Raw genomic sequence first — 25,906 nt, 5'->3', positions numbered from 1 at the left:
ATAGAGGCGCTTTTTTTATTCAACAGAAAAGGAGAGTGAAATACAATGGGTATTCAAATTTTTAACTCATTAACACGACAAAAGGAAACCTTTGTACCGCTAGAAGAGGGCAAGGTAAAAATGTATGTCTGCGGTCCTACGGTTTATAACTATATCCATATTGGGAATTCACGTCCTGTAATTGTTTATGATACAGTACGTCGTTATTTTCAGTATAAAGGCTATGATGTAAAGTTTGTTTCCAATTTTACGGATGTAGACGATAAAATTATTAAAGCAGCAAATGAGCTTGGTGAAGAAGTACACGAATTAACAGAGCGTTTTATTGCAGCCTATTTTGAAGATGTTACAGCACTGGGATGCAAAAAGGCAGATGTTCATCCACGTGTGACAGAGCATATGGACGATATCATTCAATTTATTCAAGTGCTAATTGAAAAGGGCTACGCTTATGAGTCTGCTGGAGATGTGTATTACCGTACTCGTAAATTTGATGGCTACGGTAAATTATCACACCAATCAGTTGACGATTTAAAAATCGGTGCTCGTATTGAAGCGGGCGAGAAAAAAGATGATGCGCTAGATTTTGCTTTATGGAAAGCTGCTAAGCCAGGTGAGATATTCTGGGAAAGCCCATGGGGAGATGGTCGTCCAGGGTGGCATATTGAGTGTTCTGTAATGGCTCGTGAACATTTAGGAGATACTATTGATATTCATGCTGGTGGGCAGGATTTAACTTTCCCTCACCACGAAAATGAAATAGCTCAATCAGAGGCACACAATGATAAAACATTTGCGCGTTATTGGATGCATAACGGGTATATTAATATTGATAATGAAAAGATGTCCAAATCTCTTGGGAATTTTATTCTTGTGAATGATATCCGTAAACAAATTGACCCGCAGATATTGCGTTTCTTCATGCTATCTGTCCATTATCGTCATCCAATTAACTTTGCGAAGGACCTAGTAGAAGCTGCTGCGTCAGGTTTAGAGCGCATTCGTACAGCATACAACAATGTGAAGCATCGCCTTACGACTACTGTAAGCTTAGGTGATCATTCAGAAGAATGGCTGAACAAAATTGCGGAACAGAAAGCGCATTTTGAAGAGGCAATGGATGATGATTTTAATACAGCCAACGCTATTTCTGTATTATTTGAAGTAGCTCGTATTGCTAATATTTACTTAAATGAAGCCAATACTTGCAAGAAGGTATTAGAAACCTTTATTGAAACCTTTGAAGTACTAGGTGACGTCTTAGGTATTGAATTTGCAAAAGAAGAAGAACTATTAGACGAAGAAATTGAAGCATTACTACAAGAGCGCGTCGAGGCACGTAAAAATCGTGATTTTGCTCGCTCTGATGAGATCCGTGACCATTTGCAAGCCCAAGGTATCATTTTAGAAGATACACGACAAGGAACTAGATGGAAACGAGGGTAATTAAGTTGGATAAACTTCGCAATGAAGATGTTAAACAATTAAAAGCGCTGGCGTTAGCCTATATGGGTGATGCCGTATTGGAACAAAAGGTCCGAGAATATTTGCTACGCTCTGGTCGTGTTAAACCAAACACACTACATCGAGAGGCAACTCGCTACGTCTCAGCAAAAGCGCAATCGATGATCGTTCATCGCATGATGGATGAAAATTATTTAACAGAGGAGGAATTGGCTGTGTTCCGCCGTGGACGCAATGCCAAATCCGGCTCTGTACCAAAAAATACGGATGTCCAAACCTATCGTAATAGCTCAGGCTTTGAGGCGGTGCTTGGTAGTTTATATTTATTGAATGAACTAGAACGCGTCTACGAAATCATTGCATATGCTATTCAAATAATCGAGGAATCAAAAGGAGTGTCTAAATAATGGCAGAACAGAATGGTGAAATTATTGCCGGTAAAAACCCAGTGTTAGAAGCACTTCGTTCAGGCCGCGATATGAATAAAGTATGGATTGCAGAAGGAGTAAAAAAATCTGGCGTCAATGAACTGCTAGATTTAGCCCGTGAACGTGGTGTCATAGTTCAATTTGTCCCAAAAAAGAAAGTTGACCAATTATCAAGTGCTAATCATCAAGGTATCGTTGCTTCTGTTGCCGCTTATAAGTATGCTGAACTAGAGGATTTATTTGCAGCCGCAGCTAATAAACAGGAAGATCCTTTTTTCTTAATCTTAGATGAGTTAGAGGATCCTCATAATCTAGGGTCTATTATGAGAACGGCTGATGCTATAGGAGCACATGGTATTATTATTCCTAAGCGCCGATCAGTGAGTCTAACAGCAGTAGTGGCAAAGGCATCTACAGGAGCGATTGAACACGTTCCAGTTGTACGTGTAAACAATCTTGCTCAAACTATAGATGAATTAAAAGAACGCGGTGTATGGATTGCAGGGACAGATGCAAAGGGATCTGCAGATTATCGAAAAATGGATGCAACATTACCATTAGCCATCATTATCGGTAGTGAGGGCAAAGGGATGGGGCGTTTATTAAAAGAAAAATGCGATTTTTTATATCACTTACCGATGGTTGGGCATGTCACATCACTGAACGCATCAGTAGCAGCGGCTTTATTAATGTACGAAGTGTATCGTAAACGTCAAGAAGCGATTGAATAACAATGAAAAACATTTTGCTTGTTGATGGCTATAATATGATTGGATCTTGGAAAGAGCTGCGGCCATTGCGTGATACAAATTTTGAGGATGCGCGAAGAAGGTTGATAGAACTCATGGCTGAATATAAAGCGGCAATGGGTTGGCGCGTAATTATTGTTTTTGACGCCCATCTTGTACCAGGAGTAGAGCAATCTTATATAGAAAATGATGTAGAAGTCATTTATACACGAAAAAATGAAACAGCAGATGAACGTATTGAAAAAATGACACATGAATTAAAGGCTAGAAATGTACAAATTCATGTAGCAACTTCTGATATGGCAGAGCAAAGTGTTATATTTGGGAATGGTGCCTTAAGGAAATCGGCTAGAGAGCTAGAAATTGATACAAGTATTATTCAACATAAAATTACTCATGATGTGAAGCGGAAGCAAGAAAGTAAGCCGCCTTCTCGTATAGAATTAAAGCCAGATGTTGCGCTCGCCTTTGAAAAATGGCGACGAGGGTTGAAATGATTGATTGACGCATATTTTCCAATTCCGTTATACTGTTTCTAATTATCTGTTGTGGCTGAGGTGATACCATGTTTAAAAATAGCATTGTACAAGTGACACAAGATTTTGAACGATTCAATGATGAAGAGCTTATTGAAATGGTGCATCAAGGTAATACAGATGCGTTGGATTATTTAATTACAAAATACCGTTTGTTAGTAAGAGCGAAGGCAAGATCCTATTTTTTAATCGGAGCAGATAAGGAAGACATTGTACAAGAGGGCATGATAGGCTTATATAAAGCGATTCGTGATTTTAAAGGAGATAAGCTTGCATCATTCAGAGCTTTTGCAGAGTTATGTATTACAAGACAGATTATCACAGCTATTAAAACAGCAACTAGGCAAAAGCATATACCTCTAAATTCCTATATCTCTTTGGACAAGCCTATATTCGACGAAGAGTCAGACCGAACGCTTATGGATGTACTAACGGGTGCTATTATGGATGATCCAGAAGAATTGATGATTCATAGAGAAGAGTTTGGATATTTAGAAGAAAAGATGAGTGAGATTTTAAGTGAATTAGAGCTACAAGTTTTAGCCTTATATCTAGACGGTCAGTCTTATCATGAAATTTCTGCCAAATTAAATCGTCATGTGAAATCTATCGATAATGCATTGCAGCGGGTAAAACGTAAATTAGAACGTCATTTAGTCCTTGAGGAAATGTCTTAGCCCATTTAGGCCTTTATTGACATTGACAAATATAGGTGTTAGTCTTAAAAAGACAAAGTGCCGAAAAAGGTGATTATATGGCAAAAAAAGTCGTGCTAAATTGTGAGAAATGTGGTTCGAGAAATTACACGTTCCCAGCTAAAGAAGGTTCAACTGTACGTCTCGAATTAAAGAAATTTTGCTCGCATTGCAATGAACATACAATGCATAAACAAACGCTATAAAATGATATGTAAATAGACAGATTTGATTGATTCGGAGGTTAAGCTAGAATGGGCAAGATCAAAAGCTTTTTCAGCGATGTAATGTCAGAAATGCGCAAAACAAGCTGGCCGAAAAGTAAAGAACTGACGAAATATACAGTCGTTGTAATTTCAACTGTTGTCATTATGGCTTTATTTTTTGTGTTAGTTGACTTAGGTATTTCATCATTATTCCGCTGGTACTTAGATTTATAATTTAGTAAATAGCATATTTTTGAAATAGCCCGTCCATTGCAATAACGGGTTTTTTCGTTTGTTTTATCTTCATTCATTCAGCAGAAAACCCCATCTAATGGGATCGGTGGGATGGGTGAAGTGAAGCGCAAAGCAGTAAAATCTCCTCATTATGATAAATACTACTAGGAGAGTATGATAGTAGCGATAGATGACTATGCTAGTTTCGGTATATATCATCGAGCTTTCGCAAGTAATTAGCGAAAGCTATATTTTTCTAATGAGATGTTTGTGAAAAGAGTAAAAATGCATTGAGCGTATCGCGATTCATTTTCACTTTTATTTGTAAGGGAGGGACGGACGAGGAGTCCTAGTAGTTATGGAGAAAAATTGGTATGTTGTTCATACGTATTCAGGGTATGAAAACCGTGTAAAAGCAAACCTAGAGAAACGTGTAGAAACAATGGGAATGCAAGATAAAATCTTCCGTGTGATTGTTCCTGAGCATGAAGAAACAGAAATGAAAGATGGAAAAAAACGTACAATGATGCGTAAAGTTTTCCCTGGTTATGTGTTAGTAGAGTTAATCATGACAGATGATTCTTGGTATGTAGTTCGAAATACGCCTGGTGTTACGGGCTTTATCGGTTCATCTGGTGGAGGAGCAAAACCAACACCGTTATTACCTGAAGAAGCAGATCGTTTACTACAACAAATGGGTATGACTGATAAAGTTGTAGAAGTGGACATTTCTGTTGGTGAAGCAGTAGAAGTATTAGAAGGGCCGTTTGCTCATTTCCAAGGACGTGTTGAAGAAATTGACACAGAAAAAGGTAAAATTAAAGTGACGGTTGATATGTTTGGTCGCGAAACGATTATGGAGCTAGATTTCGAACAAGTTCAAAAATTATAGTTCTAACATTAGAACATTACATGCTAATTGGTAGATGTTTCGCAGATTTTGTTAATTACTACTTGCTTAAAAAAATTAAAAGTGGTATCATTTCATAGGTCAGACTGTCATACTTTTGTTTGACGTCTGTAATGATAATTTTAATGTTATCGGCACTTAGCTGACAGACAGATATTGAGTGGGAGGGGCAACCCAATTACCACATCACGGACTTAAGGAGGTGTGTCTCGTGGCTAAAAAAGTTATTAAAGTTGTTAAACTTCAAATCCCTGCTGGTAAAGCTAACCCAGCTCCACCGGTTGGTCCTGCATTAGGTCAAGCGGGTGTGAACATCATGGGATTCTGTAAAGAATTTAATGCGCGTACTGCTGATCAAGCTGGTCTTATTATCCCAGTTGAAATTTCAGTATTCGAGGATCGTTCTTTCACTTTCATTACAAAAACTCCACCTGCAGCAGTTCTACTTAAAGTAGCAGCTGGTATCCAATCTGGATCTGGTGAACCAAACCGTAAAAAAGTGGCAACGGTTAAACGTGATAAAGTTCGCGAAATCGCTGAAACTAAAATGCCAGACCTTAACGCTGCTTCAGTAGAAGCTGCTATGTTAATGGTTGAAGGTACTGCACGAAGCATGGGTATTGTTATCGAAGACTAATCCCATTTACTTGATGTTTTGTTTTTTGGAAGGTTGCGAAGTTTCTTTGTGAACACGCAACCTTTATTCGTGGGAGGTAAAATCCGCTATAACCACAATCAAGGAGGAAATATATAATGGCTAAAAAAGGTAAAAAACTGCAAGATGCAGCAAAATTAATTGATCGTAACGCACTTTACACTGCACAAGAAGCAATCGAACTTGCTCAAAAAACTAGCACAGTAAACTTCGACGCTACTGTAGAAGTTGCTTTCCGCTTAGGTATTGATACTCGTAAGAACGACCAACAAATCCGTGGTGCAGTAGTACTACCAAACGGTACTGGTAAAACTCAACGCGTATTAGTATTTGCAAAAGGTGAAAAACTTAAAGAAGCTGAAGCAGCTGGTGCTGACTATGTAGGCGATGCAGAATACATCCAAAAAATCCAACAAGGTTGGTTTGACTTCGATGTAATCGTAGCAACTCCTGACATGATGGGTGAAGTTGGTAAACTTGGTCGTGTATTAGGGCCTAAAGGTTTAATGCCAAACCCTAAAACTGGTACAGTTACTTTTGATGTAACAAAAGCTATCGAAGAAATCAAAGCTGGTAAAGTAGAATACCGTGCTGATAAAGCTGGTATTATCCACGCTCCTATCGGTAAAGTTTCTTTCTCAGCAGAAAAATTAGTAGAAAACTTCTTAGCTGTTTTTGATGTAGTTCAAAAAGCAAAACCTGCTGCAGCTAAAGGTACTTACATGAAATCTGTAAATGTTACAACTACAATGGGTCCAGCGGTTAAAATTGACGCTTCTAACGTAGTAGTAAAATAATTTATATATATGTATTGACGATAGTGGCTATACGTGATACTATAGTTGCTGTTGTGAATTATCCATTTGTACCGTAGACAGTAGGAGTGACTTGTCACTTAATGTTCCTACCGAGGACATCGGAATTCAGATTCTTATTTAAAGATGATGACTTTCAGCCTCTGTGTCTATTTGACTCGGAGGCTTTTCTTTTGTCGGTATAAATGACCCATTCTAATAGGAGGTGTCATCATGAGCAAAGCAATCGAAAACAAACAAGTACAAGTTCAAGAGATTACTGAAAAATTCCAAGGCGCTGCTTCTGTAGTAGTTGTGGATTACCGTGGTCTTAATGTTGCACAAGTAACAGAGCTTCGTAAACAACTTCGTGAAGCTGGCGTTGAGTTCAAAGTTTACAAAAACACTTTAACTCGTCGTGCTGCTGAAGCTGCTGGCCTTGAAGGAATCAACGACGTATTAGTTGGTCCTAACGCAATTGCGTTCTCAAATGAAGATGTTGTAGCGCCTGCTAAAATCATCAACGAGTTCGCTAAGAAAAACGAAGCTTTAGAAATTAAAGCTGGTATTATTGAAGGTACTATTTCTTCTGTTGAAGATGTTAAAGCACTTGCAGAACTTCCATCACGCGAAGGTCTACTTTCTATGCTTTTATCTGTACTTCAAGCTCCAGTGCGTAACTTCGCACTTGCAACAAAAGCTGTTGCAGAACAAAAAGAAGAACAAGGCGCGTAATTTAGTACGCACTAATACTTCTGCGGCCTGATCGCAAAAAAATAAAACATTATCCAATTAGGAGGAAATTATAATGAATAAAGAGCAAATCTTAGAAGCTATCAAAGCTATGACAGTTCTTGAATTAAACGATTTAGTAAAAGCTATCGAAGAAGAATTCGGTGTAACAGCTGCTGCTCCAGTAGCAGTAGTTGCTGGTGCTGCTGCAGCAGCTGAAGAAAAAACAGAATTTGACGTAGTATTAGCATCTGCTGGTGCAGAAAAAATCAAAGTAATCAAAGTGGTTCGTGAAATCACTGGTTTAGGTCTTAAAGAAGCTAAAGAAGTAGTAGATAACGCTCCTAAAGCTCTTAAAGAAGGCGTTTCTAAAGATGAAGCTGAAGAAATCAAAGCTAAACTTGAAGAAGTTGGCGCATCTGTAGAAGTTAAGTAATCTCGCGTTACTTTTTAACAAAAGGAAAGCTCGTCATTTTGGCGAGCTTTTTTCTTCATTCTGAGGAGGCGTGAAAATGTCAGATCACTATTATACAAGTAAGCCTCAAACTGAAAGTAAACCACGTCACTGGACATTCAAGTTACTAGGGCATACGTTTTCATTCGAAACGGATGCAGGTGTATTTAGTAAAAGCGAAGTAGATTTTGGATCCCGTGTTTTAATAGACGCTTTTCAAATGCCTGATATTGATGGTGCGATTTTTGATGTAGGTTGTGGATACGGGCCGATAGGGTTATCGATTGCCAAAACTAATCCAGACCGTACCGTTTTTATGATGGATATTAATGAACGTGCAGTTGCGCTTTCGCAAAAAAATGCGCAAGTGAACGGTGTTCAAAATGTGCGAATATTTGTGAGTGACGGCCTATCGATGGTTGATAAAGATGTAGATGCAGCAGCTATCTTAACGAATCCACCAATTCGTGCGGGGAAGGAAACGATTTTCCGCTTTTACGATGGAGCTTACGATCGGCTAGTGTCTTCGGGTGAACTCTGGGTAGTCATTCAGAAGAAACAAGGAGCGCCATCGACAGTAAGTTACTTAGAAGAAAAGTTTTCAGAAGTCGATGTAGTAGAAAAGAAAAAAGGGTACTGGATAGTACGCGCAAAAAAATAAATGAAATATGTATAATTTATTGACTTGACAAATCGGCTATGATAATATGATACAATGCAAAAATATTATTTTGAGGTCGTATGCCCTTTTTGTATAGAATTGTTTTAATATGGGTATACTTGCCAAGATAAGTTTAGTTAACCGAAAATGAGATCTTTTTGAAGACTCGTTTTCTTTTTGTCTTTCGAAATCATACACTATTTGTATGATTTTGCAAAGACCTAATATCGCTTTATTGAGGGGTGAATGAGTTGACAGGTCAACTAGTTCAGTACGGACAACACCGCCAGCGTAGAAGCTTTGCGCGTATTAAAGAGGTGCTTGAGCTTCCAAATCTGATTGAGATTCAAACGGCGTCTTACGAGTGGTTCCTTGAAGAAGGTTTACGTGAAATGTTCCGTGACATTTCGCCGATCGAGGACTTTACAGGTAATCTTTCATTAGAATTCATCGATTATTCATTAGGTGAGCCTAAATATGATGTTGATGAGTGTAAAGAGCGAGATGTTACTTACGCAGCTCCATTACGTGTGAAAGTACGTCTTTACAACAAAGAAACAGACGAAGTGAAAGAACAAGATGTCTTCATGGGTGATTTCCCGTTAATGACAGAAACAGGTACGTTCATTATCAACGGTGCTGAACGTGTTATCGTTTCACAATTAGTTCGTTCACCAAGTGTGTATTTCCATGATAAAACTGATAAAAACGGTAAAAAAGGCTTTGGAGCTACAGTTATTCCAAACCGTGGTGCTTGGTTAGAGTATGAAACTGATGCGAAAGACGTAGTTTATGTGCGAATTGATCGTACTCGTAAGCTACCAGTAACAGTGTTACTACGTGCATTAGGTTTCGGTTCAGATCAAGAAATTATCGATATTATCGGTGATAACGAGTATCTGCGTAATACGTTAGAAAAAGATAACTCTGAAAGTACAGAAAAAGCGCTTTTAGAAATCTACGAACGTTTACGTCCAGGTGAGCCACCAACAGTAGAAAGTGCGAAGAGTTTATTATACTCTCGTTTCTTCGATGCTAAACGTTATGATTTAGCGAATGTTGGTCGCTACAAAATGAATAAAAAGCTTCACATTAAAAATCGTTTATTCAACCAAACGATTGCTGAAACGCTTGTAGATCCAGAAACAGGCGAAATTTTAGTAGAAAAAGGTACAGTACTAGATCGTCGTACTTTAGATAAAATTCTACCTTACCTAGAAGATTCATCAAAAGGTATTGGTTACCGCACTTTATCACAAGTCGGTGGAGTGCTTGAAGATGATGTAACCATCCAATCTATTAAGATTTATGCTCCAAAGGATGAAGCTCAAAAAGAAATTAATATCATTGGTAATGCGTACATTGATGAAGAAGTGAAGAATATTACACCTGCTGATGTTTTATCTTCAGTAAGCTATTTCTTTAACTTACTTTACCAAGTAGGTGCAACAGATGATATTGACCATTTAGGTAACCGTCGCCTACGTTCTGTTGGTGAGTTACTACAAAATCAATTCCGTATCGGTTTGTCTCGTATGGAACGTGTAGTACGTGAGCGTATGTCAATTAATGACACAGCTGCGATCGTACCACAACAATTAATCAATATCCGTCCAGTGATTGCGTCGATTAAAGAGTTCTTCGGAAGCTCTCAATTATCACAATTCATGGACCAAACAAACCCATTAGCAGAGTTAACGCATAAACGTCGTCTATCTGCATTAGGTCCTGGTGGTTTAACGCGTGAGCGTGCTGGCTTCGAAGTACGTGACGTTCACTACTCTCACTATGGTCGTATGTGTCCGATCGAGACACCAGAGGGTCCAAACATTGGGTTAATCAACTCATTATCTTCATTTGCCAAAGTTAATAAATTTGGCTTCATTGAAACACCTTATCGTCGTATTGACCACGAAACAGGTCGAGTAACGGAGCAAATTGATTATTTAACAGCTGATGAAGAAGATAACTACTATGTAGCACAAGCAAATTCACCGTTAAATCCAGATGGTACTTTTGTAAATGATGAAGTAGTAGGTCGTTTCCGTGGTGATAACACGGTATTCAATAAAGCGCAAATGGACTACATGGATGTATCTCCTAAACAAGTTGTCTCTGCAGCGACTGCATGTATACCATTCTTAGAAAACGATGACTCGAACCGTGCACTTATGGGTGCCAACATGCAACGTCAAGCAGTTCCACTACTTAACCCAGAAGCACCATTCGTTGGTACTGGTATGGAACATGTTGATGCGCGTGATTCAGGTGCAGCTGTAGTAGCGAAGTATGATGGTATTGTTGAGCACGTTGAAGCTCGCTCTATCCATGTACGCCGCATTGAAGTTGTAGACGGCAAAGAGGTTAAAGGCGATTTAACAAAATATAAATTACAGAAGTTCATTCGTTCTAACCAAGGTACTTCATATAACCAACGTCCACTTGTAAAAGTAGGCGAACGTGTGAAACCTCGTGACATTTTAGCAGATGGTCCATCAATGGAAAAAGGCGAACTAGCTCTTGGACGTAACGTACTGGTTGCATTCATGACTTGGAACGGCTTTAACTATGAGGATGCTGTTATTATGAGTGAGCGCCTTGTAAAAGACGATGTCTATACATCTGTTCATATCGAAGAATATGAATCGGAATCTCGTGATACAAAGCTTGGACCAGAAGAAATCACTCGTGATATTCCAAACGTCGGAGAAGATGCACTTCGTAACCTAGACGAACGTGGTATTATCCGTATTGGTGCGGAAGTACGTGACGGTGATATTCTTGTTGGGAAAGTAACGCCTAAAGGGGTTACAGAATTAACTGCTGAAGAGCGTTTATTACATGCAATCTTCGGTGAAAAGGCTCGTGAGGTTCGTGATACTTCATTACGTGTACCACACGGTGCTGGCGGTATCATTCTTGATGTTAAAGTATTTAACCGTGAAGATGGCGATGAATTACCACCAGGTGTTAACCAATTAGTTCGTGCTTATATTGTTCAAAAACGTAAAATTCGTGTTGGGGACAAAATGGCCGGACGTCATGGTAACAAAGGGGTTATCTCTCGTATCTTACCAGAAGAAGATATGCCATTCATGCCAGATGGCACGCCTGTTGATATCATGTTAAATCCACTTGGTGTACCTTCCCGTATGAATATCGGACAAGTTTTAGAGTTACACTTAGGTATGGCTTCTCGTTATCTAGGCGTTCACATGGCAACACCAGTATTTGATGGTGCTAATGAAGAAGACGTTTGGGAAACAATGGAAGAAGCTGGGATGAACCGTGACGGTAAAACAATCCTGTATGATGGACGTTCTGGTGAACCATTCGATAATCGTGTATCAGTAGGTATCATGTATATGATCAAACTTGCTCACATGGTTGATGATAAACTTCATGCACGTTCAACTGGTCCTTACTCACTTGTTACGCAACAACCACTTGGTGGTAAAGCGCAATTTGGTGGACAACGTTTTGGTGAAATGGAGGTATGGGCACTTGAAGCTTATGGTGCTGCGTATACACTTCAAGAAATCTTAACGGTTAAATCTGATGACGTTGTTGGTCGTGTGAAAACATATGAAGCCATCGTTAAAGGTGAAAGTGTACCAGAGCCAGGTGTTCCTGAGTCATTCAAAGTATTGATTAAAGAACTTCAATCTCTTGGTATGGATGTTAAGATGTTAACAGTTAATGATGAAGAAGTAGAGCTTCGCGATTTAGACGAAGAAGACGATCTTCAGCCAGCTGATGCACTTAACATTGCACCACAGCCAGATACAGAAGAAGAGCCAGTAGAGTCTTTTGAATAATGGAAAACCAAATTCACAAAAGTGAATATGGTCAAACTTATTTTTCAAATTAGCCGGGCAGGATTTAACGCCCTGCCTGGCTTTTTCTTTTAATAAATCATTCTATTTCTAATCCTTTGCCAAAGAGGCAATCTTTGCAAACGATTATCGAGCTGCGTAAAAGAGTCTTTATAAAGACCTATACTAGAGGGAGGTAGGCTCCTTGATAGACGTTAATGAATTTGAATATATGAAAATTGGTTTAGCATCACCTGACAAGATTCGTTCTTGGTCATATGGAGAGGTTAAAAAACCTGAAACAATTAACTACCGTACACTAAAACCAGAAAAAGATGGTTTATTCTGTGAGCGTATTTTTGGTCCAACTAAGGACTGGGAGTGTCACTGTGGGAAATATAAACGTGTACGCTATAAAGGCGTAGTTTGTGATCGTTGTGGCGTTGAAGTAACACGTGCTAAAGTTCGTCGTGAACGTATGGGACATATCGAATTAGCAGCACCAGTTTCTCATATCTGGTACTTCAAAGGTATTCCTAGCCGTATGGGTCTAATTTTAGATATGTCACCTCGTGCTCTTGAAGAAGTTATCTATTTCGCTTCATACGTTGTGATCGATGCAGGTGCTACTAATTTAGAAAGTAAACAATTACTATCTGAAAAAGAGTATCGTGCATACCGTGAAAAATTCGGTAATACATTCGAAGCATCAATGGGTGCAGAAGCAATCAAAAAATTATTAGGTAAAATCGACCTAGAAGATGAAACGCAATCTTTGAAAGAGGAGTTAAAATCTGCTCAAGGTCAAAGACGTACTCGTGCCATTAAACGTCTAGAAGTTGTTGAATCTTTCCGTAACTCAGGAAACTCACCTGAATGGATGATTCTAGATGTACTACCTGTTATTCCACCAGAGCTTCGTCCAATGGTGCAATTAGATGGTGGTCGTTTCGCGACTTCAGATTTAAACGATTTATACCGTCGTGTAATTAATCGTAATAACCGTTTAAAACGTTTATTAGATTTAGGTGCTCCGAGCATCATCGTACAAAATGAAAAACGTATGTTACAAGAAGCTGTTGATGCATTAATCGATAATGGTCGTCGTGGACGTCCTGTAACAGGTCCTGGTAACCGCCCGTTAAAATCACTTTCACATATGTTGAAAGGTAAACAAGGTCGTTTCCGTCAAAATCTACTTGGTAAACGTGTTGACTACTCTGGTCGTTCGGTTATCGTAGTAGGTCCAAACTTAAAAATGTACCAATGTGGCTTACCAAAAGAAATGGCTATCGAATTATTCAAGCCATTCGTTATGAAAGAATTAGTAGAGCGTGGTCTTGCTCATAACATTAAATCTGCTAAACGGAAAATCGAACGTTTAAATAACGACGTATGGGATGTTTTAGAAGATGTTATCCGTGAGCATCCAGTATTACTAAACCGTGCACCAACGCTTCACCGTCTTGGAATTCAAGCATTTGAACCAACACTAGTTGAAGGTCGTGCTATTCGTCTTCACCCATTAGTATGTACAGCCTATAATGCTGACTTCGATGGTGACCAAATGGCGGTTCACGTACCATTATCAGCTGAAGCTCAAGCTGAAGCTCGTCTTCTAATGCTTGCTGCACAAAACATCCTGAATCCAAAAGACGGTAAACCTGTTGTAACACCTTCTCAAGATATGGTATTAGGAAACTACTACTTAACACTTGAACGTGAAGGCGCACGTGGTGAAGGTACTGTTTTCTATGGTCCAAATGAAGTTTTAATTGCCTATGATACAGGTCATGTACACTTGCATACACGTATCGCAATTAAAGCAAGTTCATTAAATAATCCGACATTCACTGAAGAACAAAATAATATGTTCTTATTAACAACTGTCGGTAAAGTAATCTTTAATGAAATCTTACCGGAATCATTCCCTTATATTAATGAGCCAACTGATTTCAACTTAGAGCAAGTAACACCAGAAAAATACTTTGCTAAGTTAACAATTGATGAAGAAACACTTAAAGAGCTTGAATCAGATAGTGCTTATAATAATTTAGATGAAAAAGGGAAAATTGATGCACAACGTACAGCTGTATTGCGTAAATACTTTGCATCAGTACCTGTTGTAAACCCATTCCGTAAGAAATTCTTAGGAAATATCATTGCTGAAGTATTTAAACGTTTCCACATTACGGAAACATCTAAAATGCTTGACCGTATGAAAAACCTAGGTTTCAAATATTCAACACGTGCAGGTATTACTGTAGGTGTATCTGATATCGTGGTATTACCTGATAAAGGTGAAATTTTAGCAGAAGCTCAAGAGAAAGTAGATAAAGTTCAAGCGCAATTCCGTCGTGGTTTCATTACTGAGGATGAGCGTTATGATCGCGTTATTTCAAGCTGGAGTGCTGCAAAAGATGAAATTCAAGCGAAGCTGATGAAGTCACTTGAGAAAACAAACCCAATTTTCATGATGTCTGATTCAGGTGCCCGTGGTAATGCATCTAACTTTACTCAGCTAGCTGGTATGCGTGGTCTGATGGCCAACCCAGCTGGTCGTATTATCGAACTTCCAATCAAATCTTCATTCCGTGAAGGTTTAACAGTATTAGAGTACTTCATCTCAACTCACGGTGCTCGTAAAGGTCTTGCCGATACAGCCCTAAAAACTGCCGATTCAGGTTACTTAACGCGTCGTCTTGTTGACGTTGCACAAGATGTTATCGTTCGTGAAGATGACTGTGGTACTGACCGTGGCTTAACGATTGGTGCACTAATGGAAGGCACAGAGTTAATTGAAGCTCTAGATGAACGTATTGTTGGTCGTCATACGAAGAAAACAATCTTCCACCCAGAAACTGGTGAAGTAATTCTTGCAAAAGACGGTTTAATCGACCAAGATATCGCTCGTGCAATTATTGAGGCTGGTATTGAAGAAGTGACAATCCGTTCAGCATTTACATGTAATACAAAACACGGCGTTTGTAAAAAATGTTACGGCATGAACTTGGCGACAGGTGAGAAGGTTGAAGTTGGGGAAGCAGTTGGTATTATTGCGGCTCAATCAATCGGTGAACCAGGTACACAGTTAACAATGCGTACATTCCATACAGGTGGGGTTGCCGGTGATGATATTACACAAGGTCTTCCACGTATCCAAGAGATCTTTGAAGCACGTAATCCAAAAGGTCAATCTGTTATTTCAGAAATTGCTGGTACGGTTTCAGATATCACAGAAATTCGTGAAGGCTTAAAAGAAATTACAATTCAAGGTGACGTAGAAACTCGTAAGTATCAAGCACCTTATAACGCACGTTTGAAAGTTATCGAAGGTGATAATGTAGAACGTGGTCAAGTTTTAACAGAAGGTTCTATCGATCCAAAACAATTGCTAAAAGTCAAAGACGTTTCAACTGTTCAAGAATATTTATTAAAAGAAGTTCAAAAAGTATACCGTATGCAAGGGGTAGAAATTGGGGATAAACACATTGAGGTAATGGTTCGCCAAATGCTTCGTAAAGTGCGTGTAATTGAAGCTGGAGATACAGAATTACTACCTGGCTCATTACTAGATATCCACCAATTCTCAGAGGCAAACGTAGACGCTGTTATGAATGGCAAAAACCCTGCAACTTGTCGCCCTGTTATCCTTGGTATTACAAAAGCTTCTCTTGAAACAGAATCATTCTTATCTGCAGCATCGTTCCAAGAAACAACACGTGTGTTAACAGATGCAGCAATTAAGGGTAAACGTGACGAACTTCTTGGATTAAAAGAGAACGTAATTATCGGTAAACTTGTTCCTGCAGGTACTGGTATGCAACGTTATCGTCAAATCCGCATCGAAAAAGATGAGCTTGACACAGAAGTCGTTTCTGCTGAATAAACATTAAATTAGGCCGAAGAGATGCATATTTTCATCATCTCTTCGGACTTTTTCAAGATATTAGTTGACAGTGTAAATGAGTAATGATAATATATTGAAGGTTGATAGTTAACTGTCTGTACTTCGGAGGATATGTAAATGTCTTATGATAAAGTAAGGGCTAGTCAAACAATCATAGGTACAAAGCAAGCAGTAAAAGCAATGCGAGCTGGTTCAGTGAAAGAACTTTTTGTGGCACTTGATGCAGACAATTGGGTAACCGATTCGGCCATATCTTTCGCGAGAGAAATCGGTATACCAGTTATTCTTGTTGAGTCCAAAAAGGAACTGGGCAAAGCCTGTGGAATCCATGTCGGAGCTGCGGTAGTTGCGATTACTGTAGAGTAGTTTTTGTGTAGAATGCACAAAGACTTTGTTTTTACCCAAAAAATGAACCACCTGGATGTGTGGTATTAAAAAAAGAAGGAATGAAGGGAGGAAAAATCGATGCCTACAATTAACCAATTGGTACGTAAGCCTCGTAAATCTAAAATCACGAAATCAAATTCACCAGCGTTAAACAAAGGATATAACTCATTTAAAAAATCTTTAACTGATGTTAAATCTCCACAAAAACGTGGTGTTTGTACTCGTGTAGGTACAATGACGCCTAAAAAACCAAACTCAGCGTTACGTAAATACGCTCGTGTACGTTTAACTAACCAAATCGAGGTTACAGCGTACATTCCTGGTGAAGGCCACAACTTACAAGAGCACAGTGTTGTTCTTATCCGTGGCGGTCGTGTAAAAGACTTACCGGGTGTTCGTTACCATATCGTTCGTGGTGCTCTTGATACTGCTGGTGTAAACGGTCGTATGCAATCACGTTCTTTATACGGTACAAAACGCCCTAAAGAAAAAAAATAATTTAAATCCCACTATATATTTACTCAATGAAAGGAGGAAAACACATGCCTCGTAAAGGTCCTGTTTCCAAACGTGACGTGTTACCAGATCCAATTTATAATTCAAAACTAGTAACTCGTTTAATCAATAAAATGATGATTGATGGTAAAAGAGGTACTTCTCAAAAGATTTTATACGGTGCGTTCGAACTAGTTAAAGAACGTTCTGGTCAAGATCCAATCGAAGTATTCGAAGCTGCTCTAAATAACGTAATGCCAGTTCTTGAAGTACGTGCTCGCCGTGTTGGTGGTTCTAACTACCAAGTACCAGTTGAAGTACGCCCAGAACGTCGTACAACTTTAGGTCTTCGTTACCTAGTTAACTATTCTCGTCTTCGTGGTGAAAAAACTATGGAAGAGCGTTTAGCTAACGAAATCCTTGATGCTTCTAACAACACTGGTGCATCAGTTAAGAAACGTGAAGATATGCACAAAATGGCAGAAGCGAACAAAGCATTCGCTCACTACCGTTGGTAATCTAAACATAGCATAAGCCCAATATGGAAGGAGAAATACCTAATGAAACGCGAATTCTCACTAGAGAATACTCGTAATATTGGGATCATGGCTCACATTGATGCTGGTAAAACAACAACAACTGAGCGTATCCTTTATTACACAGGTAAGATTCACAAAATCGGTGAAACTCATGAAGGCGCTTCTCAAATGGACTGGATGGAGCAAGAGCAAGAACGTGGTATCACAATCACTTCTGCTGCGACAACAGCTCAATGGAAAGGCAACCGCGTAAACATCATCGATACTCCTGGACACGTAGACTTCACTGTAGAAGTAGAACGTTCTTTACGTGTACTTGACGGCGCAGTAACTGTACTTGATGCTCAATCTGGTGTTGAACCTCAAACAGAAACTGTATGGCGTCAAGCTACAACTTACGGTGTACCACGTATCGTATTCATTAACAAAATGGATAAAATGGGTGCAGATTTCCTATATTCTGTAGGTACTTTACACGAGCGTTTACAAGCAAATGCTCATCCAATCCAATTACCAATTGGTGCGGAAGATGAGTTCAAAGCAATTATTGACCTAGTTGAAATGGATGTAACTTACTACGATAACGAAGAAGGTACAGCATTACGTGAAGGTCAACCAATTCCTGAAGAATTCAAAGCGCAAGCTGAAGAATACCGTGAGAAGTTAATCGAAGCAATCGCTGAAGTTAACGAAGAAATCATGGAAAAATACTTTGCTGGTGAAGAAATTACAAAAGAAGAGCTTAAAGCGGCTATCCGTAAAGCGACAATCGCTGTAGAATTCTACCCAGTAATCTGTGGTACAGCATTCAAACACAAAGGTGTTCGTAAAATGCTTGACGCAGTTATCGATTACTTACCATCACCAGTTGATGTACCAGCTATTAAAGGTACAACTCCAGATGGTGATGAAACTGAACGTCCATCATCAGACGAAGCGCCATTCTCAGCTTTAGCATTTAAAGTTATGACTGACCCATTCGTAGGTAAATTAACGTTCTTCCGTGTGTACTCTGGTGTTCTTGAATCAGGTTCATACGTACAAAACTCTTCAAAAGGTAAACGTGAACGTGTAGGTCGTATCCTACAAATGCACGCTAACAGCCGTGAAGAGATTTCAAAAGTATTTGCTGGTGATATCGCAGCTGCTGTAGGTCTTAAAGATACAACAACTGGTGACACTCTTTGTGAAGAGAAAAACCTTGTTATCCTTGAGTCTATGGAGTTCCCAGAACCAGTTATCTCTCTTTCTGTAGAACCAAAATCAAAAGCTGACCAAGATAAAATGGGTCAAGCTTTACAAAAACTACAAGAAGAAGATCCAACATTCCGTGCACATACAGACCAAGAAACTGGTCAAACAATTATCTCAGGTATGGGTGAGCTTCACCTTGATATCTTAGTTGATCGTATGCGCCGTGAATTTAAAGTAGAAGCTAACGTAGGTGCTCCAATGGTATCTTACCGTGAAACATTCCGTGGCTCTGCTCAAGTTCAAGGTAAATTCACTCGTCAATCAGGTGGTCGTGGTCAATACGGTGACGTATGGATCGAGTTCTCTCCAAATGAAGAGGGTAAAGGCTTTGAATTCGAAAATGCTATCGTTGGTGGTGTAGTACCACGTGAATATATTCCAGCTGTAGAAGCAGGTCTTCGTGACTCGCTTGACCGCGGTGTAATCGCTGGTTACCCATTAATCGACATCAAAGCGAAATTATTCGATGGTTCATACCATGATGTTGACTCAAACGAAATGGCATTTAAAATCGCTGCATCTATGGCACTTAAAGCTGCTGCATCAAAATGTAGTCCAGTTCTTTTAGAGCCTATGATGAAAGTTGAAGTTGTAATTCCTGAAGAATATCTTGGTGATATCATGGGTAACATCACTTCTCGCCGTGGTCGCGTAGAAGGTATGGAAGCTCGCGGTAACGCTCAAGTTGTTCGTGCGATGGTTCCACTTTCAGAAATGTTTGGATATGCAACAACTTTACGTTCTGCAACGCAAGGTCGTGGTGTATTCTCAATGGTATTCGATCATTATGAAGAAGTACCAAAATCAATCTCTGAAGATATCATCAAAAAAAATAAAGGTGAATAATTGAAATTTCATCTTGCATAAAGTATAACTAATTTGTAAGCTATGATTGCAGGATAGGGGATGGGCCCGTTCTCTATCAGCATTCATTCTATAAATTTTAAATCTAAAACATACAATTTTGAGGAGGCAATCTCTAATGGCTAAAGAAAAATTTGACCGTTCTAAAACGCATGCTAACATTGGTACAATCGGACACGTTGACCATGGTAAAACTACTTTAACTGCTGCAATCGCTACAGTTCTTTCTAAAAAAATGGGTGGTACAGCTAAATCTTACGCTGATATCGATAACGCTCCAGAAGAAAAAGAACGTGGTATCACAATCAATACTTCTCACGTAGAATACGAAACTGAAACTCGTCACTATGCACACGTTGACTGCCCAGGACACGCTGACTATGTTAAAAACATGATCACTGGTGCTGCTCAAATGGACGGCGGTATCTTAGTAGTATCTGCTGCTGACGGCCCAATGCCACAAACTCGTGAACACATCCTTTTATCTCGTCAAGTAGGTGTTCCATACTTAGTAGTATTCATGAACAAATGTGATATGGTTGACGACGAAGAATTATTAGAATTAGTAGAAATGGAAATCCGTGACCTACTATCTGAATATGACTTCCCAGGTGACGATATTCCTGTAATCAAAGGTTCTGCTCTTAAAGCTCTTGAAGGTGAACCAGAATGGGAAGAAAAAATCGTTGAATTAATGGACGCTGTAGATTCTTACATCCCAACTCCAGAACGTCAAACTGACAAACCATTCATGATGCCAGTAGAGGACGTATTCTCTATTACTGGTCGTGGTACAGTTGCAACTGGCCGTGTTGAACGTGGTCAAGTTAAAGTTGGTGACGTAGTTGAAATCATCGGTATCGCTGAAGAAGCTAAATCTACTACTGTAACTGGTGTAGAAATGTTCCGTAAATTATTAGACTATGCTGAAGCTGGTGACAACATCGGTGCTTTACTACGTGGTGTTGCTCGTGAAGAAATCCAACGTGGTCAAGTATTAGCTAAACCAGGTTCAATTACTCCACACACTAACTTCAAAGCTGAAGTTTACGTTTTATCAAAAGAAGAGGGTGGCCGTCATACTCCATTCTTCTCTAACTACCGTCCTCAGTTCTACTTCCGTACAACTGACGTAACAGGTATCTGTAACTTACCAGAAGGCGTTGAAATGGTAATGCCTGGTGATAACATCGAAATGACAGTTGAACTTATCGCTCCAATCGCTCTTGAAGAAGGTACTAAATTCTCTATCCGTGAGGGTGGCCGTACTGTAGGCGCTGGCGTAGTTGCTTCTATCCAAAAATAATTTTAGCTCTTGCTAATTCCAAACCAATCTGTAGGGACGCCTACAGATTGGTTTTTTGTGTTAAAATAAAGAAAAATTAGAGTTTTAATTAGTGTATGTGTACATAACCACAAGCATGTTCTCTAGCGTAAATAATTAAAGGGAAAGGGGAACTGAGTATGGACATGAAAATTTTGCTGATTGAAGATGATCCTTCTATTTTTAGCATGATTCAAGAACGTTTTGAGCAGTGGTCACTAAACGTGGTGGGACCTAAAAATTTTCAGAAGGTGATGGATGACTTTATAGAGGAGAAGCCCCATCTCGTGCTAATTGATATTCAATTGCCTGCCTATGACGGCTTTCATTGGTGTCGTGAAATTCGTCATTTATCCAAAGTGCCAATCCTTTTTCTTTCTTCCAGAGATCACCCGATGGATATGGTGATGGCTATGCAAATGGGGGCTGATGATTTTATTCAAAAGCCTTTTCATATGGAAGTTTTACTCGCAAAAGCACAGGCTATTTTACGTAGAACCTATGATTACGTTGAAGAAAAAATGGATGTTACACGTTTTAACGATGCCATAATTGATTATGCGAGAAGTGAAATTATGTATAATGGTGCCATTGCTTCTTTAACAAAAAATGAACTTTTTATTTTAAGAATATTAGTGGAGCAGGCTAACCATATCGTTTCAAGAGACGAGCTAATGAGAAAACTATGGGATGACGAACGTTTCGTAAACGATAATACTTTGTCAGTAAACGTTAATCGGTTACGTGCAAAGCTAGAGGATATTGGTTTACATGAGGTAATACTAACAAAAAAGGGACTTGGTTATATGGCAGTAAGCTGAGGGATGTGAGGGAAGTTGTTGTTATTATTTGTTAGAGAACGCTTTGCTTGGATAGGATTTTTTATTTTTACTCTGATAATTCTAAATGTGCTATTTTCTTTAGATGTTGGTTTAAATGGGGTTTCTATTTGGTATGTAAACGTTAGTTTACTTGTATGTTTTATACTCTTTTTTTGGTGTCGCTATGTCATCGAAGTTGGGAAATTAAAAGATTTCCTGGGAAATATGGATAGCCACCTTGATGATGCACATAGAAATAGTTTAGCTTTATCTCCTTTTCAAGAAGTATACTTTCGAAAAATGGAGGATGCCTTTTTTGAAAAGAATTTAGAGTTAAATCAAGCCAAAGTGCAGATACAGGAACATTCTGATGAACTATTAGCTTGGGTCCATGAAGTAAAAGCACCTTTAACTGCCATTAATTTAATGTTTGAACATATTGAGGATTTACAGCTACGTCGAAAATTAGAGAACGAATGGCTAAGATTACATCTTTTGGTTGATCAACAACTGCATCAAACAAGATTATACGCTATTGAAAAAGATAATTATTTAACTGAGATTGAACTGAAGCCCATTATTTATAAAGAAATCCGAGCTATGCAAGCTTGGTGTCTTGAAAAAGGCATTGGCTTTGAAATTGGTGAACTGACAGAGATGGTTATGACAGATGGCAAGTGGCTAGCTTTTATTATTCGACAAATTCTTTCGAATGCCATCAAGTATAGCCCAGTAAATTCTGAGGTAACAATCTTTACAGAACATGATTCTACAGGTGCAACATTACTACATATTAAAGATATAGGTAGGGGTATACCTTTAGACGATTTACCTAGGATTTTTCAAAAATCTTATACAGGAACAGCGGGAAGGGAATCCTCTCAATCTACAGGTATGGGTCTCTATTTAGCATCTAATGTAGCCCATAAAATTGGTATTCGTATTAATGTTCAATCTAAAGTTGGTGAAGGCTCGCTATTTACACTACGTTTCCCCTTACAAAATGAATATGCGAAACTAACAGGTAGATGACGAAAATGTCACCTACCTTTTTATATTGTCATGTAAAACGCACGAATGATTAGGTTTGACAGGGTACACTTGAACTATAGAAAGGGGCGTTATGAAGTGACAGTTTTAATAGGACGTAAAATAAAGAAAGTGTATGGAAAAAAATCAACGGCTCAGGAAGTATTAAAGGGTATTGATGTAGAAGTGAATAGAGGGGAATTTGTAGGTATTATGGGACCTTCTGGCTCTGGTAAAACAACGCTTTTAAATGTCTTATGCTCAATTGACTTTGCGACAGAAGGTGTTATTGAGATAAACGGTCATAGTTTACGTGGTATGAAAGAAAAGGCTTTAGCAAACTTCCGAAGAGAGCAGCTAGGATTTATATTTCAAGACTATAATTTATTAGATACCTTGACAGTAAAAGAAAATATTCTTCTACCGTTAGCCATCAGTAAGTTACCAAAAGCTGTTGCCGAAAGTCGAGTGAAGGAACTCACTTCTTTGTTGGGAATCACGGAAATTTTAAATAAATACCCCAACGAAATATCAGGTGGACAAAAACAGCGTACCTCAGCTGCACGTGCACTTATTACCAATCCGTCATTGGTATTTGCAGACGAGCCCACTGGTGCACTAGATTCTAAATCAGCTACAGCCCTGCTTCAAAATCTACAAAATATAAATGAAACAAAAGAAGCGACAATTATGATGGTTACACACGATGCTGTAGCCGCAAGTTTCTGTACACGTGTGTTATTTCTAAAGGATGGCCTTATCTATAGTGAACTTTATAAGGGCGATAAAACAAGGCAGGCCTTTTTCAAAGAAATCATGCATACACAAAGTGTGCTAGGCGGTGACGGGTATGAGTCTTAGTAAGTTAGTACTTCGAAGTATGAAGAAAAATATGAAGCACTACTATCTATATTTCTTTGCACTTATTTTTAGTGTTACCTTATACTTTTCGTTTGTCACCTTGCAAAATAATACGGAGGTGTGGGCTGCTGTTCAAATGAGTGGAACAGCTACGGCCGGATTTAAGGCAGCAACTTATATTCTTTATTTTATCGTTTTATTCTTCGTTCTGTATGCAAACCATTTATTTATGAAGCGTCGTAGTAAGGAAATAGGTTTGTATCAACTGATCGGCATGACTAAGGGGCTAATCGTGCGTTTATTAGCGGTTGAAAACATTCTCTTATTTGTTGGAGCCGTTATTATAGGTATGTTGGCAGGCTTCTTTAGCTCTCGTGTGTTTGCAATGATTTTGCTTCGTGTGCTTGAAAAAGAAGCTCTCGTAACCATGACTTTTAGTACACAAGCTTTACTGCAGTCGATGATTGTATTTACTATCTTATTGATCATCGTTCTTATACAGATGGCTTGGATGATTCATCATGTGTCATTGTTATCATTATTTAGTGCAGCAAAACAAGCAGATGAGCGTGTGAGACGCTTTAGTGCGTTCCAGATGGTTATTGGCTTTTTGGGTCTTATACTGATTGTTTATGGCTACTATGCATCGACAAAGTTGTTCGATATCGAATCTGCTGGTAATTTATTTATCAATATGATAATTATTTTAGCTACTACAATTGGTGGAACATTCCTTGTTTTTCGTTTCTCTGTAGCATTTATTATGAATACTATTCGCCTAAAGAAAAAAGGGCATTTATCCATAAAGGATGTATTAGCATTAACGCCCATCATGCATCGCATGAAGAGCAATGCAAAGTCATTAACGCTAATCACCGTGTTAACAGGCGTTTCTCTAGGCGTGACGACTCTTTCCTATATCGCCTACTACTCCTCGGAAGCATCTGCATATAGCCAAGTACCTGGTGATTTCATATTGCTTGAAGAGCAAGGGGAGGAATTTTTAGAGAAGTTAGAGGAAAATAATATTGCTTATGATAAAATTGACTACCGTCTTCAGGGAGTAACCGCTGCTGTAGGTCAATTGATGTCTAAAAAACAGCAGGATAACCCTTTATATACAATGGAAGGCACAATTTATACCATTCCGCTTTCAGATTACCAGCAGAGTGTTCCTGAGGCTAAGCTTTCAGGGAATGAGGTTATCTTGACAAACTATGGTGGTTATATGGCTGAAATGTTCCCGTTAGAGAAAGATCATGATTTAGTAGTATCTGCAGGAGAACTTGAAGAAACTTTTCATGTCGTTGATATCCACGATAAAAGCGTGATAAGTGGTATTGTAACGGCTGGGGGTGGTGGACCTATCTTTGTTGTGACAGATGATATGTTTAAAAGTTTAACTACACAGGCAGCTCTTTATCCTTGGCATCATCAAACAACAATTACTTTAAAATCTAACGAAGATATTGCAACAGCAGAAAAATTATATATTCAATCAAATGCAGGTATTATTACGGCTGTAGATGATAAAGGGAAGACAAAGCAATATACACAATCATCCTATGAAGGAAAACGTAAAGACAATATTGAATCATTGGGTCTTACCATCTTTACAACAGCGTTTTTAGGGTTAGCGTTTTTAATGACCACAGGTAGTATTCTATACTTTAAACAAATGTCTGAGGCGGAGGAAGAACGTGATTCCTATACAATCCTACGAAAGATTGGTTTTGCTGAAAAAGATATCATGAAGGGTATTTATATGAAACAGGCCTTTAATTTCGGTGTTCCACTAGTTATTGGGTTATTGCATAGCTACTTTGCTGTTAAGTCAGGATGGTTTTTATTTGGGACAGAGTTAACAGCTCCCTTGTGGATTGCAATGTGCTGTTATATAGCTTTATATACGATTTTTGCTATTCTATCGGTAGGCTACTATAAAAAGGTTGTACGTCAGTCGTTGTAATATTAAATAAGAGGAAACTCGGAAACAGTGTGGTGGTTATCATTACACTGTTTTTTTAGTGCAAAAAATATAGAAATTACAAAAAACCTTGACTTTCAATTATCAGAATAATAAAGTTTA

The 25,906-nt window shown here is 38.7% G+C and carries 24 protein-coding genes and 1 other annotated feature; all 24 genes read left to right on the top strand.

Annotation, left to right across the window (positions count from 1 at the left end; genetic code table 11):
* Positions 1 to 45: 45 nt before the first annotated feature.
* The 24 genes from cysS to BFM98_RS20945 all read left to right on the top strand — a co-directional run bounded on the left by cysS (position 46) and on the right by BFM98_RS20945 (position 25,786).
* Entirely contained in the window at positions 46 to 1,446 is a 1,401-nt protein-coding gene (gene cysS / locus BFM98_RS21055; RefSeq protein WP_048395551.1) for a cysteine--tRNA ligase, read from the top strand.
* Positions 1,431 to 1,871, top strand: a complete 441-nt coding sequence (locus BFM98_RS21050) for a Mini-ribonuclease 3 (protein ID WP_175400791.1) — start codon at positions 1,431 to 1,433, stop codon at positions 1,869 to 1,871. The genes cysS and BFM98_RS21050 overlap by 16 nt, the downstream gene beginning before the upstream one ends.
* Entirely contained in the window at positions 1,871 to 2,623 is a 753-nt protein-coding gene (rlmB, locus tag BFM98_RS21045; protein WP_054548957.1) for a 23S rRNA (guanosine(2251)-2'-O)-methyltransferase RlmB, read from the top strand. The genes BFM98_RS21050 and rlmB overlap by 1 nt, the downstream gene beginning before the upstream one ends.
* A gap of 2 nt (positions 2,624 to 2,625) precedes the next feature.
* Complete coding sequence (locus tag BFM98_RS21040) at positions 2,626 to 3,138, top strand: NYN domain-containing protein (RefSeq protein ID WP_054548958.1); 513 nt, start codon at positions 2,626 to 2,628, stop codon at positions 3,136 to 3,138.
* A gap of 68 nt (positions 3,139 to 3,206) precedes the next feature.
* Positions 3,207 to 3,854 (top strand): RNA polymerase sporulation sigma factor SigH, encoded by a 648-nt coding sequence (sigH, locus tag BFM98_RS21035; protein WP_004233587.1) that lies wholly within the window; start codon positions 3,207 to 3,209, stop codon positions 3,852 to 3,854.
* Positions 3,855 to 3,931: 77 nt separating this feature from the next.
* Entirely contained in the window at positions 3,932 to 4,078 is a 147-nt protein-coding gene (rpmG, locus tag BFM98_RS23565) for a 50S ribosomal protein L33 (protein ID WP_004233588.1), read from the top strand.
* 48 nt (positions 4,079 to 4,126) lie between these two features.
* Positions 4,127 to 4,312 (top strand): preprotein translocase subunit SecE, encoded by a 186-nt coding sequence (gene secE / locus BFM98_RS21030; protein ID WP_004233589.1) that lies wholly within the window; start codon positions 4,127 to 4,129, stop codon positions 4,310 to 4,312.
* Between the two features lie 358 nt (positions 4,313 to 4,670).
* A complete protein-coding gene (gene nusG / locus BFM98_RS21025) occupies positions 4,671 to 5,204 on the top strand; it encodes a transcription termination/antitermination protein NusG (RefSeq protein WP_048395557.1) in 534 nt (177 codons plus the stop codon).
* Between the two features lie 229 nt (positions 5,205 to 5,433).
* On the top strand, positions 5,434 to 5,859 hold the full coding sequence (rplK, locus tag BFM98_RS21020) for a 50S ribosomal protein L11 (RefSeq protein ID WP_004233593.1): 426 nt from the start codon (positions 5,434 to 5,436) through the stop codon (positions 5,857 to 5,859).
* 116 nt (positions 5,860 to 5,975) lie between these two features.
* Positions 5,976 to 6,674 carry a 50S ribosomal protein L1 gene (gene rplA / locus BFM98_RS21015; protein ID WP_004233594.1) on the top strand — a complete coding sequence of 233 codons (699 nt, stop codon included), beginning with the start codon at positions 5,976 to 5,978 and terminating at the stop codon, positions 6,672 to 6,674.
* Between the two features lie 53 nt (positions 6,675 to 6,727).
* Positions 6,728 to 6,873: a sequence feature (ribosomal protein L10 leader region), on the top strand.
* Between the two features lie 32 nt (positions 6,874 to 6,905).
* Positions 6,906 to 7,406 carry a 50S ribosomal protein L10 gene (rplJ, locus tag BFM98_RS21010; protein WP_004233596.1) on the top strand — a complete coding sequence of 167 codons (501 nt, stop codon included), beginning with the start codon at positions 6,906 to 6,908 and terminating at the stop codon, positions 7,404 to 7,406.
* Positions 7,407 to 7,479: 73 nt separating this feature from the next.
* A complete protein-coding gene (gene rplL / locus BFM98_RS21005) occupies positions 7,480 to 7,839 on the top strand; it encodes a 50S ribosomal protein L7/L12 (protein WP_066038312.1) in 360 nt (119 codons plus the stop codon).
* A gap of 76 nt (positions 7,840 to 7,915) precedes the next feature.
* Positions 7,916 to 8,518, top strand: a complete 603-nt coding sequence (locus tag BFM98_RS21000; protein ID WP_036077767.1) for a class I SAM-dependent methyltransferase — start codon at positions 7,916 to 7,918, stop codon at positions 8,516 to 8,518.
* A gap of 242 nt (positions 8,519 to 8,760) precedes the next feature.
* Entirely contained in the window at positions 8,761 to 12,336 is a 3,576-nt protein-coding gene (gene rpoB, locus BFM98_RS20995) for a DNA-directed RNA polymerase subunit beta (RefSeq protein ID WP_175400790.1), read from the top strand.
* A gap of 202 nt (positions 12,337 to 12,538) precedes the next feature.
* Positions 12,539 to 16,222: a DNA-directed RNA polymerase subunit beta' gene (gene rpoC, locus BFM98_RS20990; RefSeq protein WP_048395560.1), complete on the top strand. Its 3,684-nt coding sequence runs from the start codon at positions 12,539 to 12,541 to the stop codon at positions 16,220 to 16,222.
* 138 nt (positions 16,223 to 16,360) lie between these two features.
* Positions 16,361 to 16,609, top strand: coding sequence for a ribosomal L7Ae/L30e/S12e/Gadd45 family protein (locus BFM98_RS20985; protein WP_004233607.1), 249 nt, complete (start codon positions 16,361 to 16,363; stop codon positions 16,607 to 16,609).
* A gap of 99 nt (positions 16,610 to 16,708) precedes the next feature.
* Positions 16,709 to 17,128, top strand: coding sequence for a 30S ribosomal protein S12 (gene rpsL / locus BFM98_RS20980; protein ID WP_004233609.1), 420 nt, complete (start codon positions 16,709 to 16,711; stop codon positions 17,126 to 17,128).
* Between the two features lie 44 nt (positions 17,129 to 17,172).
* On the top strand, positions 17,173 to 17,643 hold the full coding sequence (gene rpsG, locus BFM98_RS20975; RefSeq protein ID WP_004233610.1) for a 30S ribosomal protein S7: 471 nt from the start codon (positions 17,173 to 17,175) through the stop codon (positions 17,641 to 17,643).
* A 42-nt stretch (positions 17,644 to 17,685) separates the two neighbouring features.
* Positions 17,686 to 19,764: an elongation factor G gene (gene fusA, locus BFM98_RS20970; protein WP_066038311.1), complete on the top strand. Its 2,079-nt coding sequence runs from the start codon at positions 17,686 to 17,688 to the stop codon at positions 19,762 to 19,764.
* 136 nt (positions 19,765 to 19,900) lie between these two features.
* Positions 19,901 to 21,088 carry an elongation factor Tu gene (gene tuf / locus BFM98_RS20965; RefSeq protein ID WP_004233614.1) on the top strand — a complete coding sequence of 396 codons (1,188 nt, stop codon included), beginning with the start codon at positions 19,901 to 19,903 and terminating at the stop codon, positions 21,086 to 21,088.
* A 158-nt stretch (positions 21,089 to 21,246) separates the two neighbouring features.
* Complete coding sequence (locus tag BFM98_RS20960) at positions 21,247 to 21,927, top strand: response regulator transcription factor (protein ID WP_082148187.1); 681 nt, start codon at positions 21,247 to 21,249, stop codon at positions 21,925 to 21,927.
* A gap of 87 nt (positions 21,928 to 22,014) precedes the next feature.
* Complete coding sequence (locus tag BFM98_RS20955) at positions 22,015 to 22,959, top strand: sensor histidine kinase (RefSeq protein WP_254660072.1); 945 nt, start codon at positions 22,015 to 22,017, stop codon at positions 22,957 to 22,959.
* A 96-nt stretch (positions 22,960 to 23,055) separates the two neighbouring features.
* Positions 23,056 to 23,817: an ABC transporter ATP-binding protein gene (locus tag BFM98_RS20950; RefSeq protein WP_048395566.1), complete on the top strand. Its 762-nt coding sequence runs from the start codon at positions 23,056 to 23,058 to the stop codon at positions 23,815 to 23,817.
* On the top strand, positions 23,807 to 25,786 hold the full coding sequence (locus BFM98_RS20945) for an FtsX-like permease family protein (RefSeq protein WP_066038309.1): 1,980 nt from the start codon (positions 23,807 to 23,809) through the stop codon (positions 25,784 to 25,786). Before BFM98_RS20950 ends, BFM98_RS20945 begins: the two co-directional genes overlap by 11 nt.
* Positions 25,787 to 25,906 lie beyond the last annotated feature (120 nt).

This window comes from Lysinibacillus sp. AR18-8 (assembly GCF_001705465.1).
Classification (GTDB): Bacteria; Bacillota; Bacilli; order Bacillales_A; family Planococcaceae; genus Lysinibacillus; species Lysinibacillus capsici.
Note: the sequence above shows the minus strand (reverse complement) of the source record. Positions and strands in the feature narration are given on the sequence as shown.